This is a genomic window from Actinoplanes sp. NPDC051470 (assembly GCF_040682035.1).
GTDB lineage: Bacteria > Actinomycetota > Actinomycetes > Mycobacteriales > Micromonosporaceae > Actinoplanes.
On the sequence record NZ_JBFBAA010000005.1, the window covers coordinates 63,089 to 80,454 of the forward strand.

At 71.4% G+C, this 17,366-nt stretch carries 17 protein-coding genes and 2 pseudogenes; 7 read left to right on the forward strand and 12 right to left on the reverse strand.

What is annotated here, in order from left to right:
• Positions 1 to 32 precede the first annotated feature (32 nt).
• A complete protein-coding gene (locus tag AB0M54_RS11385) occupies positions 33 to 380 on the forward strand; it encodes a MerR family transcriptional regulator (RefSeq protein ID WP_364322551.1) in 348 nt (115 codons plus the stop codon).
• Here AB0M54_RS11385 and AB0M54_RS11390 read toward each other — a convergent pair.
• From AB0M54_RS11390 to AB0M54_RS11405, 4 genes are all read right to left on the reverse strand, one after another.
• On the reverse strand, positions 377 to 892 hold the full coding sequence (locus tag AB0M54_RS11390) for a hypothetical protein (protein WP_364322549.1): 516 nt from the start codon (positions 890 to 892) through the stop codon (positions 377 to 379). The genes AB0M54_RS11385 and AB0M54_RS11390 overlap by 4 nt on opposite strands.
• A 160-nt stretch (positions 893 to 1,052) precedes the next feature.
• Positions 1,053 to 2,384, reverse strand: coding sequence for an MFS transporter (locus tag AB0M54_RS11395; RefSeq protein ID WP_364322547.1), 1,332 nt, complete (start codon positions 2,382 to 2,384; stop codon positions 1,053 to 1,055).
• A 72-nt stretch (positions 2,385 to 2,456) separates the two neighbouring features.
• Positions 2,457 to 2,903, reverse strand: coding sequence for a MarR family transcriptional regulator (locus AB0M54_RS11400; protein ID WP_364322670.1), 447 nt, complete (start codon positions 2,901 to 2,903; stop codon positions 2,457 to 2,459).
• A 117-nt stretch (positions 2,904 to 3,020) separates the two neighbouring features.
• Complete coding sequence (locus tag AB0M54_RS11405; RefSeq protein ID WP_364322545.1) at positions 3,021 to 4,496, reverse strand: NCS2 family permease; 1,476 nt, start codon at positions 4,494 to 4,496, stop codon at positions 3,021 to 3,023.
• Between the two features lie 114 nt (positions 4,497 to 4,610).
• Between AB0M54_RS11405 and AB0M54_RS11410 the strand changes: the two genes are divergently transcribed.
• Positions 4,611 to 4,817, forward strand: coding sequence for a DUF2530 domain-containing protein (locus AB0M54_RS11410; protein WP_364322668.1), 207 nt, complete (start codon positions 4,611 to 4,613; stop codon positions 4,815 to 4,817).
• A gap of 9 nt (positions 4,818 to 4,826) precedes the next feature.
• On the opposite strand, the gene AB0M54_RS11415 is transcribed toward AB0M54_RS11410, so the two are convergent.
• A complete protein-coding gene (locus tag AB0M54_RS11415; protein ID WP_364322543.1) occupies positions 4,827 to 5,657 on the reverse strand; it encodes a DUF3027 domain-containing protein in 831 nt (276 codons plus the stop codon).
• Positions 5,658 to 5,752: 95 nt separating this feature from the next.
• Between AB0M54_RS11415 and AB0M54_RS11420 the strand changes: the two genes are divergently transcribed.
• The 3 genes and pseudogenes from AB0M54_RS11420 (at position 5,753) to AB0M54_RS11430 (ending at position 9,116) form a co-directional block, all read left to right on the forward strand.
• Complete coding sequence (locus AB0M54_RS11420; protein WP_364322541.1) at positions 5,753 to 7,561, forward strand: MFS transporter; 1,809 nt, start codon at positions 5,753 to 5,755, stop codon at positions 7,559 to 7,561.
• Positions 7,558 to 8,169: a futalosine hydrolase gene (locus tag AB0M54_RS11425; protein ID WP_364470485.1), complete on the forward strand. Its 612-nt coding sequence runs from the start codon at positions 7,558 to 7,560 to the stop codon at positions 8,167 to 8,169. The genes AB0M54_RS11420 and AB0M54_RS11425 overlap by 4 nt, the downstream gene beginning before the upstream one ends.
• 73 nt (positions 8,170 to 8,242) lie before the next feature.
• Positions 8,243 to 9,116: pseudogene (locus tag AB0M54_RS11430) on the forward strand (1,4-dihydroxy-6-naphthoate synthase).
• A 143-nt stretch (positions 9,117 to 9,259) separates the two neighbouring features.
• Here AB0M54_RS11430 and AB0M54_RS11435 read toward each other — a convergent pair.
• The 3 genes and pseudogenes from AB0M54_RS11435 to AB0M54_RS11445 all read right to left on the reverse strand — a co-directional run.
• A pseudogene (locus AB0M54_RS11435) lies at positions 9,260 to 9,430 on the reverse strand (cold shock domain-containing protein); the annotation flags it as partial.
• A gap of 42 nt (positions 9,431 to 9,472) precedes the next feature.
• A complete protein-coding gene (locus AB0M54_RS11440; RefSeq protein WP_364470487.1) occupies positions 9,473 to 10,108 on the reverse strand; it encodes an HAD hydrolase-like protein in 636 nt (211 codons plus the stop codon).
• A gap of 97 nt (positions 10,109 to 10,205) precedes the next feature.
• Positions 10,206 to 10,403 carry a hypothetical protein gene (locus AB0M54_RS11445; protein ID WP_364322535.1) on the reverse strand — a complete coding sequence of 66 codons (198 nt, stop codon included), beginning with the start codon at positions 10,401 to 10,403 and terminating at the stop codon, positions 10,206 to 10,208.
• A gap of 79 nt (positions 10,404 to 10,482) precedes the next feature.
• On the opposite strand from AB0M54_RS11445, the gene AB0M54_RS11450 reads away from it, so the two are divergent.
• Both AB0M54_RS11450 and AB0M54_RS11455 read left to right on the forward strand, forming a co-directional pair.
• Complete coding sequence (locus AB0M54_RS11450; RefSeq protein ID WP_364470489.1) at positions 10,483 to 12,879, forward strand: helicase-associated domain-containing protein; 2,397 nt, start codon at positions 10,483 to 10,485, stop codon at positions 12,877 to 12,879.
• Between the two features lie 95 nt (positions 12,880 to 12,974).
• A complete protein-coding gene (locus AB0M54_RS11455; RefSeq protein WP_364470491.1) occupies positions 12,975 to 14,636 on the forward strand; it encodes a DNA repair helicase XPB in 1,662 nt (553 codons plus the stop codon).
• Positions 14,637 to 14,640: 4 nt separating this feature from the next.
• On the opposite strand, the gene AB0M54_RS11460 is transcribed toward AB0M54_RS11455, so the two are convergent.
• Genes AB0M54_RS11460 through ligD (AB0M54_RS11475) form a run of 4 tightly spaced genes read right to left on the reverse strand, consistent with a single transcriptional unit; the run spans position 14,641 to position 17,289 of the window.
• Positions 14,641 to 15,084, reverse strand: coding sequence for a hypothetical protein (locus AB0M54_RS11460; RefSeq protein WP_364470493.1), 444 nt, complete (start codon positions 15,082 to 15,084; stop codon positions 14,641 to 14,643).
• Positions 15,081 to 15,422 carry a PadR family transcriptional regulator gene (locus AB0M54_RS11465; protein WP_364322527.1) on the reverse strand — a complete coding sequence of 114 codons (342 nt, stop codon included), beginning with the start codon at positions 15,420 to 15,422 and terminating at the stop codon, positions 15,081 to 15,083. Before AB0M54_RS11465 ends, AB0M54_RS11460 begins: the two co-directional genes overlap by 4 nt.
• Positions 15,423 to 15,455: 33 nt before the next feature.
• Positions 15,456 to 16,370 (reverse strand): non-homologous end-joining DNA ligase, encoded by a 915-nt coding sequence (gene ligD / locus AB0M54_RS11470; protein ID WP_364322525.1) that lies wholly within the window; start codon positions 16,368 to 16,370, stop codon positions 15,456 to 15,458.
• Positions 16,360 to 17,289, reverse strand: coding sequence for a non-homologous end-joining DNA ligase (gene ligD / locus AB0M54_RS11475; protein ID WP_364322666.1), 930 nt, complete (start codon positions 17,287 to 17,289; stop codon positions 16,360 to 16,362). The genes ligD (AB0M54_RS11470) and ligD (AB0M54_RS11475) overlap by 11 nt, the downstream gene beginning before the upstream one ends.
• Positions 17,290 to 17,366: the final 77 nt, after the last annotated feature.

A 17,366-nucleotide genomic window follows, 5' to 3' on the forward strand; every position in this document is an offset into this window, starting at 1 on the left:
GTGTCAAGGTCAAGCGTTGAGGACGGCCGCCGATGATGATCAGCCAGCTGAGCGCGAAGACCGGCGTCAGCCCCCGTTCCCTGCGCTATTACGAACAGCAGGGCCTGATCACGGCGGTACGCCGGCCCAACGGCTACCGCGACTACGACGACGGGTCGGTGATCACCGTGCTGACCATCCGCTCGCTGCTCGACCTCGGGTTCCCGAGCGACCTGATCCGCACGGTGCTGCCCTGCACCACCGGCGGGAAGGTCGACCAGGCCGTCTGCCAGGGCGTGGTCGAGCGCGTCGCCGGCATCCGCGACGACGTTGCCGCCCGTGTCATTCACCTGGAGCGGACCAGGGACGCGCTGACCAGCTTTTTGAACGAGAACGTCTAGCTGGGCCGGATCGGCGGCAGGCCGGCCGCCACCAGCTCGGCCTCGACCCGGACGCGTTCGATCTCGCGGTCCAGGCTGTCGGTCAGGCAGGACAGGTGGTGTGAGACCGACAGGTAGGTGCAGGCGACCTGGAGCCAGCGGTCGTAGGCGCCGACCACCGCCTGCGCCCACTGCTCGGACTGTTGCGTCACCCCGCCCAGCCGCTGGCGGTCGAGGCGCCGCAGCTCGCCCAGCATCTGGTCGAAGGCCGGCAGCGGGTTGAACGACGACACCGGGCCACATCGGCAGGACGGGCCACCGGCGGCGTCCAGGCCGGCGCACTCGGCCTCGGCGAGGGCCATGAAGCCTCGCTCGAGCCGGTTCAGCCGGGCGCGGTCCCATCGGGCACGCTGCGCCCAGGCCCGGCGGAGGGCCTGGCCCTCGGCGGAGCGGATCATCTTGAACAGTGCACACGTCAGACCAAACAACGCGGTCAGCGCTGCCATGAGCACCACGGTGTGCGGAGTCATCACCAAGCGACGCTATGTTCCCGCCGCCGCTGACACTTCGACTGTTCGGCCGAGCCGCCGTGCCATCCCATTCTCCGTCCCACTCTGCGAACAACCACAGAGGACGGTGAAAGCCCGATGAACGTCAGGTGACCAGCGCATTCACCGCCGCTCGGGCCGTGACTCAGGCGGCGGGGCGGACCTCGGTAATCGGCTCGGGCTTCAGCACGGCCGTGGCGGCGGTGGGCATCGGCACCAGCGAGAGCGACGGCCGTGGGCGTACCCGGAACCGCAGCCGGTCCCCGCTGGAGCGCAACTGCCAGACCAGCGCGCCCACCCCGGCGACCGCGCACACCGCGCCGGCCCCCCAGATGCTCGACGGCACCCCGTAGTGCTCGCCCCACCAGCCGGCCAGCGACGCTCCGATCGGCGTGGTGCCGAGGAAGACCAGCACGTAGAGGGCCATCACCCGGCCCCGGTAGGCCGAGTCGACGCCCATCTGCACCCGGTGGTTGGCCGCCTGGGCCAGGTAGATCGAGCAGAACCCGGTCGGCACCAGCAGGATCATCGCCACGATGAAGCTGGGCGCGAACCCGACCGCGATCTCGAACAGGCCGAAGCCGATCGCCGCCCAGACCACCAGGTACGGCCCGGGCCGGGCCCGCCGTCCGCTGCCGGCCAGCGCGCCGCAGAGCGAGCCGAGCGCCAGCGCGGTGGTGAGCAGCCCGAACGTGGACGGACCGGCCTTGAAGTCGATCTTCGCCAGCGAGGCCAGGGTGACCGGGAAGTTGAAGCCGATCATTCCGATCACGGCCATCAGCACGATCGGCAGCACCAGGTCGGGCCGCCGGCGCACGTAGCGCAGGCCGTCCTTGATGCTGGTGTCGGCGCCCTTGTCCGGGCGTTCCGCCGAGAACAGTTCGGTCACCCGCATCGCGCCGTAGCTGAACGTCGGGGCGATGCAGAGCACGGTGGCGATCACGAAGACCGGGCCGGTGCCGAACAGGGCCAGGGCCACACCGGCCAGCGCCGGTCCGCCGATCCGGGCGGTGTTGAAGGTGGCCGCGGAGAGGGCCAGGGCATTCGGCAGCAGCCGCATCTCGACCAGTTCGGAGACGAACGCCTGCCGGACCGGGGTCTCGATGGCGCTGGCCGTGCCGAGCAGGCCGGCGAAGAGGAAGACGTGCCACAGCTCCACGACGCCGGAGGCGACCAGGATCGCGAAGACGATCGCGGTGACCGCGAACACGGCGTTGGCCGCCACGAGCAGCTTGCGCTTGTCGTACCGGTCGGCCAGCTTGCCGCCCCACAGGGTGAGCAGCAGCACCGGGGTGAACTGCAGGGCGGTGACCAGGCCGAGCGCCTTCGGTGAGTTGCCGGACAGGTCGAGCACGAGCCAGTCCTGGGCGGTGAACATCATCCAGGTGCCCAGCAGCTTGATCAGCTGCCCGGTGGCGAAGAGCCGGTAGTTGCGAACCTGCAGGGACCGGAATGTCGTGCCTAGCACTGCCCGCACTCGGGTTGCGCCTCCTCAACGGTCGTACGCGTCATCGTCGTGTGACGGAACGACCGGAGGCTGGCCCGACGATCAGGCCTTGGCCACCTGGTGCATGATCTCAGCCGCGCGGGCGAGGGTGTCGCGGTCGGAAGGACTGAGGTCGGCCAGGTGCCGGGCCAGCCATTCGTTGCGCGCTCGCTCGAACTGTGCGTACACCGCACGCCCCTGTTCGGTGGGCGCCAGGATCACCTGGCGTCCGTCGCTGGGGTGGGGCGTACGCACAACGAGTCCTTGTTCTTCCAGCTTGCCCACGATCTTGGTCATCGTGGGCGGCTGGACCCGCTCGACGTCGGCCAGCTCACGAGGAGTCAGCGCGCCGGCCAGCTGAAGGCTGGTCAGCGCGGACAGCTGACTGAACGTGAGGTCGCCGACCGGGCGGGCCTGGCGGACCCGTCGGTTGAGCCGGGTGATCGCGTCACGCAGTGTCGCAGCCAGATCATCGGCTGTAGCGCGCTCCGTGGTCACCGACCGCTCCATCACGTTGTTTAGCCTAGCTAATGAGCTTGGCTAACGACATCCGTTGTGCGGTGACCTAGGACATGTTCCACATTCAGTCCCAGTCGTCCCGCCCCGAAAGCGAATGTGGAACATGACCTAGAGCACCAAGCTCTCCAGCGGGCCGCGGAGGAAGTACAGGACGAAGATAGCGGCCACGCCGTAGAGCAGCGGATGCACCTCCCGCGCCTTGCCCACGGCGAGCTTGATCACCACGTACGAGATGATCCCGGCCCCGATCCCGTTGGAGATCGAGTACGTGAACGGCATCAGCGTGATGGCCAGGAAGGCCGGGATCGCGATCTCGTAGTCGGTCCAGTCGATCTGCCGCACCGCGGTGATCATCAGGAAGCCGACCAGCACCAGCGCCGTCGACGCGGCCTCGAACGGCACCACCGAGACCAGCGGCGCGAAGAACATCGCCAGCAGGAACAGGCCGCCGGTGACCAAGCTCGCGACGCCGGTGCGGGCGCCCTCGGCCACACCGGCGGCGCTCTCGATGTACGAGGTGTTGCTGGACACGCCGGCCGCGCCACCGGCGGCCGCGGCCACCGAGTCGACGAGCAGGATCTCGCGGGTACGCGGCGGCATGCCCTCGGCGTCGAGCAGCCCGCCCTCCTGGCCGACCGCGACCATCGTGCCCATCGTGTCGAAGAAGTCGGTGATCAGCAGCGTGAAGACGAACATGATCACGACCAGGAAGCCGGCCCGGCTCCACGAGTCGAAGACGTTGAAGTTGCCCAGCAGCGACAGATCGGGCAGGTCGACGATCTTGTCGGGCAGCGCCGGCACGTTCAGCGACCAGCCACCCGGGTTCGGCTTGCCGTCCACGAAGGACGGGCCGGCGTGGGCGATCGCCTCGACGACGATGGCCAGCCCGGTGGTGCCGAGGATGCCGATCAGGATCGCGCCGCGCACCTTCCGGACGAACAGCACGATGGTGAGCAGCAGACCCAGCACGAAGACGAACAGCGGCCAGGTGGTCAGCTTGCCGCCGAGGCCCAGCTCGACCGGCACCGTGGTGTTGGCGGCGTCCGGGATGCGGCGGACGAACCCGGCGTCGACCAGCCCGATGATCATCAGGAACAGGCCGATGCCCACCCCGATCGCGGTCTTGAGCTGGGTCGGCACCGCCTTGAAGACCATCGTCCGCAGCCCGGTGAGCACCAGGATGGCGATCAGCACGCCCTCGATGACCACCAGGCCCATCGCGTCGGCCCAGGTCATCTCGGGCGCGATCTCGAACGCCACCAGCGCGTTCACGCCCAGCCCGGCGGCCAACGCGAGCGGGAACCGGCCCACCACGCCCATCAGGATGGTCACCACGCCGGCCACCAGCGCGGTCGCCGCGGCCAGCGCCGGAATCGCCAGCGAGTTGCCGTCCGCGTCCACACCGCCGCCCAGGATCAGCGGGTTCAGCACGACGATGTAGGCCATCGTGAAGAACGTCGCCAGCCCGCCGCGCACCTCCCGGCCCACCGTGGATCCGCGCGCGGAGATGTCGAAATACCGATCAAAACCGCTCTTCGGCGTACGCGATGCCGGCGCTTCTGATTCGGGCGTGCTCGTGGCCATGGGCGCATCGTGTCAGAACGTCTGTGACGGAGGAAGATCACCGATGTTACGAACCGGCCACCGCGTACCCTGGTCGCCGTGACCAAGCCCCGCCCTGAGCCCCTGGACCCGCCGATGGTGCCGTTCGCGCTGGGCGGCATGGCCCTGTTCGCGATCGCCCTGCTCGTGGTCTGGCTGGCCGGCGCGCCCGGCTACTGGCTGTGGACCTGCGTGGCCGGCTTCATCTGGGGCATCCCCGGCCTGCTCACGATGTTGCGCCACGACGCCAACCGGCGGCGCCGGCGGGCCCTGTCACACCCGCAGTTCGAGGTGCACTCGTAACGACGCGGGTCAGGAGTGGCCGTAGTCCTCGGCCGGCTCCGACTCTTCGACCGAGCCGTGCGGGCGGCTGACCGCGACCGCCTCCACCTCGGAGTCGTCGTAGATCGTGGGCAGTTCCTCGACCGGCGCCTCGGCGTTGCCCAGCATCGTCTCGGAGTGTGCGCCGCAGCCGTGGTCGGCGCTGACCGCCCGGGCGTCATCCGGCGCGTAGAGATTGCCGCAGACCCCGAACATGCCGCGCATCGACCCGGCCAGCGGCATGTAGAAGCCGCAGGTGCCGCAGCGGGCGTTGCGTGGCGCCGCGGTCGAGATCGCCGCCTCGGGGCCGGACTCGCCGTCGTACCAGCGCTGGGCGGTCTCCATCCGCCCTTCCTGGGACATCACCCGGGACCGGCCCAGGCCGAGTTCCCAGGAGACCTCCTCGACCGCGGGGTCGTCGCTCAGCACGTACCCCTGAGCGAGCCTGTCGTCGTCCGGCGCGGTCGGCATCAGGTCGCCGACGCCCAGGTCGCCGGGCTGGAGCCGCTCGTTCCAGGGCAGCCAGCCGGGCGCCAGCAGCGCGTCGGGCCCGGGCAGCAGGACGGTCTCGCACACGGTCACGTGCCGGCTGCGCGGCACCCGGGTCACGGTCACCGCCCACCGCCAGCCCCGGTAGCCGGCCAGATGGCTGTCGAAGAAGTGGGTCACCACGCGGTCGCCCTCGGCAATCGCCTCCAGGTGGTCACCGATGTCCTCGGCATCGACCTCGGTGATCGCTCCCCTGGCCACGCCGATGGCATCGGCGCAGACCTGGTCGAGCTTCGCGGCACGGGCGGTGGTCCTGGTGGTCACGTGGCCCATTGTCCCCTACCGGGACTCTCCCCACGCACCGACTCCCCCGGATTCGATGTGCGGGGGGCGCGACTCTCTCGCTTCGATCAGTCAGGATGGTTCACATGCCGTTGCTTCCCACGCTCGGGCAGACCTTCGCAACCGGGGTCCGCGCCGTCCGCGCGCTTGTGCGTGGGTCGGTGCGGGGCGGGGCGTGGGCGACCCGCCGGGTGGGCGACGCCCGGGCCCGGGGCGCCAACAACGAGGCCGGCATGGTCCGGCTCTTCGACCTGCACGCGCTGTCCGTCGCCGGCGACACCCTGATCGCCATCGGCCTGGCCGGAACCATCTTCTTCGACGTGCCGCTCGGCGAGGCCCGCAGCAAGGTCGCCCTCTACCTGCTCATCACCATGGTGCCGTTCACGCTGCTGGCCCCGGTGGTCGGCCCGCTGCTCGACCACTTCCGGCACGGCCGCCGGTACGCCCTGGCCACGACCATGCTGGGCCGGGCCTTCCTGGCCTATGTGATCTCCGACAACCTGCTCGGCTTCGGCCTCTACCCCGCCGCCTTCGGCGTGCTGGCCCTGTCCCGCGCCTACGGCGTGGCGAGATCCGCGGCCGTCCCCCGCCTGCTGCCCGCCGGGGTCGGCTTGTCGCAGGTCGGGGCCAGAGCGAGTGTCTACGGTACATTCGCCGGCGCCATCGTGGCACCGATCGGCCTGGCCGCGTTCTGGTTCGGCCCGCAGTGGTCGCTGCGCGTGGCCAGCGTCATCTTCGTCGTCGGCATGGTCATCGCCCTGCGCCTGCCGGCCAAGGCCGACTCCGACCCGCCCGAAGAGATGCCCCGCCCGCTGCGTACGGTCCTCCGCCTCCGCCGCGGCTCGGACCGCCCGCTGTCCGGCGCCCTCGTCATCAACGCCCTGATCGGCAGCGCCTGCCTGCGGCTGCTGTACGGCTTCCTGCTGCTCTACTTCGCCTTCGCCATCAAGGCCGGCCAGCTCGGCACCACCCTGCTCGGCCGCGACATCGGCGACGCCGCCGCCGTGGCCCTGGTCGGCGGCGCCCTGGTGACGGGCACCTTCCTGTCCACCGCGATCGGCACCCGGCTGCAGATCCGCCGGCCGGCCGCGCTCCAGTCGGCCGGCCTGACCATCACGGCCGGCACCGCGGTGATCGCCCTGGTCTTCTACAACCTGGCCCTGGTCGCGCTGCTGGCCCTGGTGGCGGCCACCTTCAGCGGCATCTCGAAGCTGGCGATCGACGCCAGCATCCAGGAACGGGTCCCCGAGCGCCTCCGCGCCAGCGCCTTCGGCCACTCCGAGACCGTCCTGATGATCGCCTGGGTCATCGGCGGCGCCATCGGCATCATCCCGCTGACCGGCCGCCTGGGCGTGGCCCTGGCCGCCGCCATCGCCACCGCCGCCGCCATCCGGGCCGCCTTCGTAGCCACCCGCCTGCGCCACGAACGCCTGCACGGCCGCCCCGACGCCACCCCCGAGCCACCGACGGACCCGTCCGCCCCGCCCCACCCGACGGCCCGCCCCAGCACGGGCAACCTCCCCGCCGACCCCTGGCCCACCGCCCCCACGGTCACTCCACGCCAGGACGCCATGCCCCCCTTCCCCAGAACCGCCGAGAGAACCCCCGCCCGTCCTCAGCACGGCGACGAGACAACCGTGCGCCACCACCCCCGCCGCCCCGAGCCCGACACCGAGCTCAACCCCACCCTGGTCGACCAGCCCGAGGCCAAGAAACGCCGCCCCTGGCAACGCAAGGACAAGGACAAGGCAAAAGCAACCCCACCCCCGCCGCCTCCGCCCCCACCGCCTCCGGCCAAGCCCGATCCGGCCCTGGCCCCGCCCGGCTTCCACGTCTACCGCCCCAGCTCAGCCGACCGCCCCAACGGCAACGGCGCCAACCACGACGACCGATGACCCTGCTGATCATCACGGCCGTGGAGCCCGAGGCGGCCGCCATCCGCGCCGGCCTGTCCCGAGCCGACGTGGCCGCGGTAGGCGCCGGCCCAGCCGCCGCAGCCGCGGGAACAGCCCGCCGGTTGGCCCTCAAGCCGTACGAGGCAGTCCTGTCCGCCGGCATAGCCGGCGCCTTCCCAGGCCGCGCCGCACTGGCCGCCACCATCCTCGGCGCCCGCAGCATCGCCGCCGACCTGGGCGCCGAGTCCCCAGAAGGATTCCTGCCCATCGACACCTTGGGCTTCGGCACCAGCACCCAGCCGGCCGACCCGGCCCTCCTCAAGACCTTGCAGAACGCCCTGCCCCAGGCCTTGACCGGCGACATCCTCACCCTGACCACAGTGACCGGAACCGCCGAAACAACCGAAAGGCTGGCCGGCGCACATCCCGAGGCGCTGGCCGAGGCGATGGAAGGCCACGGCGTGGCCACAGCGGCCGCCCAGGCCGGCGTGCCATTCGCCGAGCTACGCACCATCTCCAACCTGATCGGCCCCCGAGACCGCAAAGCCTGGCGCCTGCCGGAGGCCCTGACCGCCCTCTCTCAAGCCGCAGCCAACCTCCCCTGGTAGACCCACCCACCAAGAGTGTGGCGTTGCAGACAGACCCAGGAGACCCAGGAAAAACAGGACTACGGTCGCGAACGTGGCCCTCTCCTTGGCAGTCTCCCCCTGTCCGAACGACACGTTCGTCTTCCACGCACTGGTCCACGGCAGAGTCCAGGGCGCCCCACCCATCGACCTCACCTTCGCCGACGTCGACGTCACCAACACCGCCGCCGAGAAGGGCGAATACGACCTGGTCAAGGTCAGCTACGCCGCGCTGCCATGGCTGCTCGACGACTACCAGTTGCTCCCCTGCGGCGGCGCGCTGGGCCGGGGCTGTGGCCCGCTCGTGCTGACGAACGGCCGTGAAGACCTGGCCGGCGCCACGGTGGCCGTGCCCGGCGACCGGACCACGGCCTACCTGCTGTTCCGCCTCTGGTCGGCCGGCCGCCCGCCCGCGAACATCGAGGTCGTCCCGTTCCACGAGATCATGCCCGGCGTGGCCGACGGCACCTACGACGCCGGCCTGGTCATCCACGAGGCCCGGTTCACCTACCCGCGCTTCGGCCTGACCGCCATCCAAGACCTGGGCGAGTGGTGGGAACGTGACACCGGCCTGCCCATTCCGCTGGGCGCCATCCTGGCCAAGCGTGGCGTCGTCGATCCGGCCGAGGCCACCGAGTGGATCCGCCGGTCGGTGAGCATGGCCTGGGCCGACCCGACCGCGAGCGAAGAGTTCGTGCTGGCCAATGCCCAGGAGATGGAGCCCGAGGTGGTCAAGCAGCACATCGACCTGTATGTGAACGAGTTCACGCTGGACCTGGGCCAGGAGGGTTTGGCCGCCGCCGACGCCCTGCTGGGGCGTGCGGCGGCGGCGGGAATCACGCCCGCGACCCGGGGCCTAGCCCTCTAGTTCCTTGGCCACCGCGTGGACGAGCTGCGCGATCTTCTGGGCCGACCGCTTGTCCGGGTAACGCCCACGGCGCAGGTCGGGCTGCACCTTCGCCTCGAGGATCTTGATCATGTCCTCGACCATGCCGTGCAGTTCGTCGACCGGCCGGCGCCGCAGCTCGGCCATGGACGGCGGCGCGTCCAACACCTTCAGGCCCAGCGCCTGGGCGCCCTTTCGGCTGTCGACCACGCCGAACTCGACCCGCTGACCGGTCCTCAACTCTTCGGTTCCGGCCGGGAGCGCGCCCTTGGGCAGGAACACGTCGCCGCCCTCATCGCTGGTGACGAACCCGAATCCCTTCGCCGCGTCGTACCACTTCACTCGACCCGTGGGCACCGCTGACCTCAACTCACATCAAGAATTTCGCCGGGGGGAGAACTACGTCTCCAGGCTATCCAAGGTGTCGGTCCGACTCCCAACCGTTATCTCGTCCAGGAGGGCGGGAAAACCGGTCAGGTCGGGGAGCACGTAGGAGGCCCCGGCGGCCCGGAGATCAGCGGCGGAGCACGGTCCGGTCGCCACGCCGATGCCCGGAATGCCCGCTGTGCGGGCGGCGACCATGTCACCCGTGTGGTCACCCACATACCACCGGACCCCGTGCTCGGTGAGCGCCGCGGCCTTCCCCTCGGCGAAGAGGTCGCCGGCCAGTTCGTCGTAGGCCAGGCCGAGGTGGTCGAGGTGCAGCTCGGCCAGCCGGCCCAGCTTGGAGGTGACCACGACCACGCGCAGGCCGTGGGCGCGCACGGCGTTCAGCGCGGCGGCGGCGCCGGGGGTGGGCAGGGCCGGTTCGATCGCGTACGCCGGGTAGAGCGCGCGGTAGGTGGTGACCGCCTCTTCCACCTGCTCGGGCGGGAACCACTCGCGCAGCTCGGTGCGCAGCGGCGGCCCGAGCCGGGTGACCGCGAGGTCGGCGTCGACGTGGACACCGGTCTTCGCGCTCAGCGCCCGGTAGGCCGCCGCGATGCCGGGCCGGGAGTCGATCAGGGTCATGTCCAGGTCGAACCCGACTGTCATGACCGACTGCACCGAGCGGCACTCAGCCGCACCTCACAACGGCCTCGCAGGCGAGGGCCAGAAGGGCATGACGAAAGCAGCTCAGCTTCCCGTTGGCTCACGGAGTCAGGGTCGGGGTGTAGGTCAGCTGGTCGACCGGCAGCGGGAAGGTCTGGTCGTCACCGAACGGCGAGGGCGCCGCCGGCTTGTCGGCCGTGATCTCGGAGATGGCCAGGTGGCCTTCCTTCGGCGACCGGGCGCGGCTCGGACCGCCCTCCCGCACCTCGGTGCCCGGCACCTTCGGATGTGCTTCCACGCCACTGCCCCCTCGAGGATCGACATCGGGCCCACGCTGGACCCGCCACCATCGTCCCATGGCCAGTAACGTGGAAGGGATGGCCACGACATTCGCCGATCAACTCCGGTCCCTGCCCGATGAGGCCCTGGGCGCGCTGATCCAGCTGCGCCCCGACCTCGTCGTGCCGGTGCCTTCGGACGTGTCCGCACTGGCCGTGCGCGCACAATCCCGGGGTTCGGTGGCACGCTGCCTGGACTCGCTGGACGAGTTCACCCTGACCATCCTCGATGCCGCGCGCCTCAGCCGGGCGCCGGAAACCGCGCTGACCTCGACGGATGCGATCGTCGAGCTGGCCGCGTCGGCGCCGCCGGACGACGTTCGGGTGGCCATCGGCCGGCTCCGGGCCCGCTTCCTGCTGCACGGGCCGGAAGACGCGCTGCAGATCGTCGGCGCCGTGGACGAGGTGACGTCGCCGTACCCGGCGGGCCTGGGCCGGCCGGCCGACTACCTCGATCCGTCGGCGGCCGGGCTCTGCCTCGACCGGGCCAAGCTGCGCCGCACCGTGATGGAGGCCACGCCGGACGCCCGCAAGGTGCTCGACCGGCTGGCCGCGGGCCCCCCGATCGGCGCGCTGGGCGGCCGCAGCGCCCATGACGGCGTGGTGTCCGAGCCGGTGCGCTGGCTGATCGATCACCACCTGCTGGTGCGGGTGTCCGAGGCGGGCCGGTCGCCGCGGCCGGACGGCGAGCTGGTCGAGCTGCCTCGCGAGGTGGGCATGCTGCTGCGCCGCGAGACCGGGCCGCTGGGGCTGCTCCGGCCCTGTCCGCCGGCGCCCGAGACCCCGGTGCGGGACGGCAAGGCGGTGGACGCGGCCGGCGCGGGGCAGGCCCTCGAGGCGGTACGCACGACCGAGAGCCTGCTGGAGGCGCTGGCCGCCGATCCGGCGCCGGTGCTCAAGGCGGGCGGGCTGGGCGTCCGTGACCTGAAGCGGCTGGTCCGCGAGGTGAACGTCGACGAGCCGACCGCGGCCCTGATGCTCGAGGTGGCCCACGCGACCGGTCTGCTCGGCGAGGCCGACCGCAGCGGCAACGGCCGGTCCCTGGCCGGCGGCGGCGACGAGATCTTCCTGCCCACCGGCGCCTACGACCTGTGGAAGGCGCAGAGCATCGCCCAGCGCTGGACCGCCCTGGCCCGCGCGTGGCTGATGATGACCCGGCAGTCCGGTCTGGTCGGGCAGCGCGACGAACGCGACCGCCCGATCACCGCGCTCTCCCCCGAGGCCGAGCGGCCGGCGGCGCCACAGGCCCGGCGAGAGGCCCTGATGGCTCTGGCCGCGCTGCCCACCGGCACCGCGCCGCCGGTCGAGGACGTGCTGGGACTGCTGTTCTGGCAGGCGCCACGCCGGGCCCGGGGCCGCGAGGCGGTGCACCGGGACGCCCTGGACAACGCCGCCCTGCTCGGGGTGACCGGGCGGAACGCGCTCACCTCGTACGCCCGCCTGCTTCTCGACCCCGAGGACGGCGACCCGCTGGGCGCGGAACCGGCCACCGACACCGTCCGCGCGCTCGACGGCCTGCTGCCCGCCCCGGTCGACCACGTGCTGGTGCAGGCCGACCTGTCGGTCGTGGTGCCCGGCCCGCCCGAGCCCGAGCTGGCCACCGAGCTCGACGTGCTGACCGAGAAGGAGTCGGCGGCGATGCGCCGGGTGACCGCGGCCAGCGTGCGGCGGGCGCTCGACGTCGGGTATTCCGCCACCGACGTGCACGCGCTGTTCCGGCGCCGGTCGCGGACGCCGGTGCCGCAGGCGCTGACCTATCTGATCGACGACGCCGCCCGCAAGCACGGCGGTCTGCGGGCCGGTTCGGCCGGCGGCTACCTGCGCAGCGACGACGAGGCGTTGGTGGCCGAGGTGCTGGCCGACAAGCGGCTGAGCACGCTGGGCCTGCGCCGGCTGGCGCCGACCGTGCTGGTCAGCCCCCATCAGGTGAGCCGGCTGCTGGGCGCGTTGCGAGATGCCGGTTACGCGCCGGTCGCCGAGGACGCGGGCGGGTCGGCGGTGCTCAGCCGGCCGAAGGTTCGGCGCGCTCCGTCGCGTACCCCCTTCTCGGTGAGGCTGGCCGACCACCAGGCCGGCGCCCCGCAGCTGGCCGGGCCCCGCCTGGCCGGGGTGGTCGAACAGATCCGCAAGGGCGACATCGCGACCCGCGCGGCCCGCCGCGCGCCGGTGAGCGTGCGCGCCTCGACCGGGGCGGGGGTGCCCGGCCTGACCGCGGTGCAGGCTCACAGCCAGGCGATGGCGATGCTCGAGAAGGCGGTGCGTGAGAAGACGCGGGTCTGGGTCGGGTACGTCGACTCGCACGGCGCGACGCTGTCCAGGCTGGTCCGTCCGGTGTCGGTGAGCGCGGGCTATCTGCGCGCCGAGGACGACCGGACCGAGACGCTGCACACGTTCGCCCTGCATCGCATCACCGCAGCCGTACCCGAGGAGCAATAAAAATGTTTTTGGTCCGGTCTATGGGCGGCGGCGGGGCCGAGGACGGCGTGTCAGACTGGAGGGTCTTTTTCAACACCCAGTGGAGAGGCTGCTAAGTGAGCGGCGGACCATTGATCGTCCAGTCCGACAAGACCCTGCTCCTCGAGGTCGACCACCCGGATGCCCAGGCCTGCCGGATGGCCATCGCGCCGTTCGCCGAGCTGGAGCGCAGCCCGGAGCACGTGCACACCTACCGCCTGACCCCGCTCGGCCTGTGGAACGCGCGGGCCGCCGGGCACGACGCCGAGGGCGTGGTCGACGCGCTGATCAAGTTCTCGCGCTACCCGGTGCCCCACGCCCTGCTGGTCGACGTGGCCGAGACGATGGACCGGTACGGCCGGCTCCAGCTGGTCAACGACCCCGGGCACGGCCTGGTGCTCCGCGGCCTCGACAGGATCGTGCTGATCGAGGTGGCGAAGAGCAAGAAGCTGGCCGGCATGCTCGGCGCCCGGATCGACGACGAGACGATCATGGTGCACGCCTCCGAGCGGGGCCGCCTCAAGCAGGCGCTGCTCAAGCTGGGCTGGCCGGCCGAAGACCTGGCCGGGTACGTGGACGGCGAGGCCCACGAGATCGCGCTGGCCGAAAACGGCTGGACCCTGCGGTCGTACCAGCAGGAGGCCGTCGACGGCTTCTGGGCCGGCGGCTCCGGCGTGGTCGTGCTGCCCTGTGGCGCCGGCAAGACGCTGGTCGGCGCGGCGGCGATGGCGACCGCCAAGGCGACCACGCTGATCCTGGTCACCAACACGGTGGCCGGCCGGCAGTGGAAGCGTGAGCTGGTCGCCCGCACGTCGCTGACCGAGGACGAGATCGGTGAGTACAGCGGCGAGCGCAAGGAGATCCGCCCGGTCACCATCGCGACATACCAGGTGCTCACCTCGCGGCGCGGCGGCGCGTTCACCCACCTCGACCTGTTCGGCGCCCGCGACTGGGGCCTGGTCATCTACGACGAGGTGCATCTGCTCCCGGCGCCGATCTTCCGGTTCACCGCCGACCTGCAGGCCCGCCGCCGGCTCGGGCTGACCGCGACGCTGGTGCGCGAGGACGGCCGCGAGGGCGACGTGTTCTCGCTGATCGGCCCGAAGCGCTACGACGCGCCGTGGAAGGACATCGAGGCGCAGGGCTGGATCGCGCCCGCCCTGTGCACCGAGGTGCGGGTCACGCTGACCGAGGCCGAGCGGATGGCGTACGCGGTGACCGACGCCGAGGAGCGCTACCGGGTGGCGGCCACCGCCCGCACCAAGCTGCCCGTGGTCCGCGCCCTGGTCAATCGACACCCGGACGAGCAGGTGCTGGTCATCGGCGGCTTCCTCGACCAACTGCACCAGCTCGGCGAATACCTCGACGCCCCGATCATCCAGGGCTCGACCACGAACAAGGAGCGGGAGCGGCTGTTCGACGCGTTCCGCTCCGGTGAGCTGCGCACGCTGGTGCTGTCGAAGGTCGGCAACTTCTCCATCGACCTGCCCGAGGCGGCGGTGGCGATCCAGGTGTCCGGCACGTTCGGGTCACGCCAGGAGGAGGCGCAGCGGCTCGGCCGGGTATTGCGGCCCAAGGCGGACGGGCGGCAGGCGCATTTCTACACCGTGGTGTCCCGGGACACCATCGACACCGAGTACGCCGCACACCGACAGCGGTTCCTGGCCGAGCAGGGTTACGCGTACACCATTGTGGACGCCGACGACGTGCTCGGCCCGCCGCTGCCGCAGATCGACTGACCCGCTAGCGGGTCGGCAGCGGGTCCGGCTTGACCGGGGCCTGCTCCACCATGTCCTGGGCGGGCGCGGGCGCGTCGCTCACCCGGACCATGGCCACCGCCGCGCCCAGTCCCAGCAGGAAGACCACGAAGATCCCGGTGATCATGAAGATCACCCAGGGGGGAACGCCGCCTCGTGGCGCCGGCGGCGGCGGCGGTGTGGGCGTCGCCCGCGGCGGCTGCGGCCCCGCCTCCCAGTAGGCGGCGGCCGCGATCGCCTCGGGGCTGCCCAGCCGCTGGAGCACCTCGATCATCTCGCTGTCCGAATACGCGCCCCGCTCACGGGCGGTCTCGATGTGCGCCGAGAGGTCGGCCAGCAGCTCGTGGCGCTGCAGCAGCGGCAGCCCGCTCAGCCGCAGCTCGACCTCACGCAGGTATTCGCCCACCACATCGGTCTTCTGAATGCTCATGCCCCACCGGTCCCTACGAGTCGGTCGACGGTCTGCCGGAACGACGTCCACTCGGCGCGGAAGGCGCTCAGCGCCGCCCGCCCGCTGTCGGTGAGCGAGTAGTACCGCCGGGGCGGCCCGGCCGGCGACTCGCTCCACTTGCTGTTCAGCCAGCCCACCCGGCGCAGCCGGGACAGCAGCGGGTAGATCGTGCCCTCGGTGCTGGCGAGGCTGCGCTCCTCACCGAGCCGGCGGACGATCTCGGTGCCGTAGATGTCTTCCCGCTCGACCATGGCCAGGACGCAGAACTCCAGGGTTCCGCGGCGCAGACTGCTGGCGAGCTGGGCGACGTCGGTCATGCGTGACACGGTACCTTGCGACGCAAGGTACGCCTAGGGCAGCTGTGGGCCACGCTCCAGCAGCGGCGCGAGCAGGTCGCCGAACTCGTCGACCCGCTCCAGCACCTCATCCGCCTCGAACTGGCGCGCCTCCGCGTCACCCGTACCCATCGCCTCGACCTCTTCCCAGGTCAGCGGCGTCGACACGGTGGGCGCGGGCTGGGCCCGCAGCGAGTAGGGCGCGACCGTGGTCTTGGCCGCGGCGTTCTGGCTCCAGTCGATGAAGATCTTGCCCGGCCGCAGGTTCTTGGCCATCTTCGCGGTGATCGACCTGGGCACCATCGCGGCCAGCTCCTCGGCCACCTTCTTGGCGTAGAGCGAGACCTCCTCGGCGTCCTGCTCACCGGAGATCGGGCAGCACAACTGCATGCCCTTCTTGCCCGAGGTCTTCGGGTACGCGGCCACCCCGTCCGCCTCCAGCCGGTCGCGCATCAGCACCGCCACCCCGCAGCACTCCTGCAGCCCGGCCGGCGCGCCCGGGTCGAGGTCGACCACCATCAGGTCCGGGTTCTCGCCGACCCGCCACTGCGGCGTGTGCAGCTCCAGCGACGCCAGGTTGGCCACCCAGACCAGGGTCGCGAGGTCGTCCACCACGACGAAGTCGATCGTCTCCCGGGACTTGGTCGACCCGGGCACCGGCAGACGCTCGGTGTGCACCCAGTCCGGCGTACCCCCCGGCTTGTTCTTCTCGAAGAAATGCGCGCCGTCCACGCCGTTGGGGAAGCGGATCCGGGTCAGCGCCCGGCCCTCCAGGTGCGGCAGCAGGAGCGGGGCCAGCCGCGTGTAGTAGTCGATGACCTCACCCTTGGTGAACCCGGCGGCCGGATACATCACCTTGTCCAGGTTGGACAGCTCCAGGTCCCGGCCCTCGATCGTGACCGGGTACGTCTTGCGCTGCTCAGGAGCCATCGTCATCCTCCTCGTAGCAGTCGGCCGGACCCTTGTCCGGGCGCAGCCGCAGGAATCGAGGGAACCGCAGCCGGCCGTCCGGCGTGCGGTTGCCGTAGCGGACCTCGACCACCAGATCGGGACGTACCCAGTGCGCGCCGCGCGCATCCTCCCGGGGCACCGCCCCGGCCGGGAACGGCGACTTCTCGGCGGCGATCGGGGCGAGCACCTCGAGCAGTTCCCGCTCCGACGCGCCGCTGATCCCGCCGCCGACCCGGCCGCGATAGCGCAGCCGGCCGTCCGGCCCGGGCGAGCCGACCAGCAGGCCGCCCAGCCGCCGCGCCCCGGTCCGCCACCCGCCGATCACGTAGTCGCCGGTGTGCTCGAACTTCACCTTGACCCAGTCCGGCGACCGCAGCCCCGGCGTGTACGGCGTGCCCACCCGCTTGGCCACCACGCCCTCCAGCCGGTACTCCCGGGCCGCGGCCGAGGTCGCCTCGCCGTCGGTGAAGACCGGCGGGACCATCCAGTTCCGGCCGGCCAGGTCGAGATCCTCGAGCAGTTCGCGGCGGACCGCGTACGGCTGCTTCTTGAGGTCCTCGCCGTTCAGCCGGAGCAGGTCGAAGATCATGTACGTGACCGGCAGCGTCGCCGCCAGCGAGGCCGCCTTGTTCCGGTCCCGGACGTGCATCCGCTCGGCCAGCGCGGTGAACGACGGCACGCCACGCGCGTCCATCACCACCATCTCGCCGTCCAGAAGCGTGTCCGGCGGCAGCCGTAAAGATGCTATTTCCGGATATGCGATGGTCACCGTGGTGCCCGACCGCGCGTACAGCCGGGGCGGCTCCTGCCCGCAGGCCGCGATCACCCGGACGCCGTCCCACTTGAACTCGTAGCTCCAGCCGGGCCCGCGCGGCAGCGGGCCCGGCGTCGCGAGCATCGGGGACAGCGGGGCCGGCACCTGATCACCATAAGCACTTACGTCAGCTTCGGCGGGCTGCCATCCTTGATCCGAGC